The organism is Rhodovibrio sodomensis (assembly GCF_016583645.1).
In the GTDB taxonomy this organism is placed as follows: Bacteria; Pseudomonadota; Alphaproteobacteria; order Kiloniellales; family Rhodovibrionaceae; genus Rhodovibrio; species Rhodovibrio sodomensis.
Genome location: NZ_NRRL01000237.1, coordinates 1 through 2,149, shown reverse-complemented (window position 1 = coordinate 2,149; position 2,149 = coordinate 1). Strand labels below are relative to the sequence as shown.

The following is a 2,149-nucleotide window of genomic DNA, read 5'->3' as shown; positions in this document are numbered from 1 at the left end:
GCCGCCGGCCTGAATCGAGACACGAAAAACACCACATCCACATCGTACAATACCCCGCCAAGACCCTTACGCGAACGGCTCGCGGCGGCTACCAGACGGCATCAAGCAGCTGCGTGCAAAATCCAGGCTAAAGCGGCGACGTGCGGACCCAGGTCAGCAGCACCAGGGTGCCGCTGCCGGCGGCGACGGAGAGCAGGACGTTGCGCCGGGTCAGCCCGAAGAAGCAGACCAGCGCGAGGCCGGCCGACAGCAGCCGGTCGAGCGCCGCGGTGTCGGCGAGATCGCCGCGCGGCAAGACGATCATCCGCGCGATCAGGGCGGCCAGGAGCGCATAGGCGACGCAGGCTGTCCAGGCGAACAGCGGCCCGTCCGGATCGATTCGCCCGGACAGCAGCACCCCCAGGCCGCGCCAGGCGTAGGTGACCAGCGCGCCGACCATCAGCGCCAGAGGCACCGCGATCGCCGGGTCCATCGCCTCACGCATGCCGGCGCGCCCACAGACGGTCGAGCGCGTAGGCGAGCGTGCCCGCGCCGACCCCGGAGATCAGCAGGCCCCAGTCGGGCGAGAGCAGGTGCACCGCCGGCCCCGCCACCGCGCCCAGGCCGAGCGCGAGCGCGCGCATCCGCTGCTTGGCGCTCTCCGCGAACACCAGCATGAAATAGATCGGGTTCAGGAACACCAGGCCCAGGCTGACCTGCTGCGGCACCGCCCCGGCGAGATAGAAGCCGATCGCCGTGGCCGCGATCGTGCCGGTCCACAGCGTGACGGTGAACCCGGTGAAGTAGGGCAGCCGCTCGTCCGGCGGGATCGCCGGGCAGACGCGCATCGCCGCTGCCCAGCCGGTCACCGCGATATAGTGCGCGGCCAGGAAATAGCTCCAGCGCGGCCAGCGCTTGGCGCGCAGCACCGGCACCAGCGTCACCGTCATCGGCAGCAGCCGGGCGTTCGACAGCGCGACCGCAAGCGCGATCGAAAGCAGCGAGGCGCCGGCGGCGTAGAGTTCCACCAGCGCGATCTGCCCCGGCAGCGCCCAGCCGGTCACCGTGGACAGGACGCCGTGCCAGAGCGCGAGGTCGCTCTGCCGGACCAGGGCGCCGAAGCCGAGGAAGCTCGCGCTCAGCACCAGCCCGGGCGCGCCGAACGCCTGGCGCAGGCCGGCCCGTGCCGCGGCGCGCGGTCCGCCGAACCCCTGGTCGCTGTCGGGAATCTCAAAAGCACCGGGCATGACGCCGCGAAGCCTAGCCGCTGGCGGGCGCCGGCGTCAGCCCCAAGGCCCCGCGCGGCCGTCATGCGCGGGACGCGGATCTGTCTTCCCCCGGCGGTGGGACGGAGTCGCCGCGACCGCGGCAATCCGTCCGACGCAAACCGGCCTAGAGCAGAATCGATGAAGGTCGAGTCGACCTTGATCGTGAACTTTGCTCTACCTGCTGGAAGAGAGAGCAAGATCCAGCTGAAAGGTGGCTTCACCTTTCGGCATCTTGCTCTAGTGCTTGCCGTAGAGGCGGTCGTAGCCCTTCTTGATCAGGGCGAAGACGTACAGCACGCACAGCACGAACACCAGGATGCCGAGGTCGTAGCCGGCCGAGTTCAGGTCGCTGCGCGCCGCGGTGAGCAGCGCATAGATGCCGATGCCGCCGGCGACCAGACCCATGAACCACTGGTCCAGGGTGCGCGCCGGGACCAGCCAGCCGAGCGGCAGCAGGTCGAGCGACGCGCGCTTGCCGTCGCGGATGTCGAAGTGCTGCTTGATCAGCCGGAACTCGAGCAACGCCATGGCGATGAACAGCAGCAGGCCGCCGTAGTAGCCGCGCCAGGTCTCGCCGCCGTCCGCGATCGCCAGGCCAACGATGCCGATCAGCGCGATCAGCAGCGCGATCACCGCGCGCTTGGTCTCGGGTTGCATGGATTAGGTGCTCGCTTGTCCGCTTGGCCTCACAGGTGACGGGCCCTCGACCGCGCCGGCCGGGCCCCGATTTCGGCCGCCAACCTAGGCCAAGATGCTGACAGGTGGAACCACCTTTCGGCCAACGTGTCGCCGCACGCGAGGAGCACGGCGAACATCCGCCGCAAGGCCGGCGTGCGCGCACGTGCGCCGCCAGAGTAAGGCGCGCCGCGACGCCGTGCGCGGGGCGGGCGGGCCCTTGGGGC

At 70.2% G+C, this 2,149-nt stretch carries 3 protein-coding genes; all 3 read right to left on the bottom strand.

Annotated features, from left to right (window positions below; genetic code table 11):
* Positions 1-127: 127 nt before the first annotated feature.
* The gene (locus CKO28_RS27395) at positions 128-484 is read right to left on the bottom strand and encodes an AzlD domain-containing protein (protein WP_200344662.1); all 357 of its coding nucleotides are present in this window, start codon (positions 482-484) and stop codon (positions 128-130) included.
* The gene (locus CKO28_RS27390; RefSeq protein WP_200344660.1) at positions 477-1,226 is read right to left on the bottom strand and encodes an AzlC family ABC transporter permease; all 750 of its coding nucleotides are present in this window, start codon (positions 1,224-1,226) and stop codon (positions 477-479) included. The genes CKO28_RS27395 and CKO28_RS27390 overlap by 8 nt, the downstream gene beginning before the upstream one ends.
* A 258-nt stretch (positions 1,227-1,484) precedes the next feature.
* A complete protein-coding gene (locus CKO28_RS27385; protein WP_200344658.1) occupies positions 1,485-1,904 on the bottom strand; it encodes a hypothetical protein in 420 nt (139 codons plus the stop codon).
* Positions 1,905-2,149 lie beyond the last annotated feature (245 nt).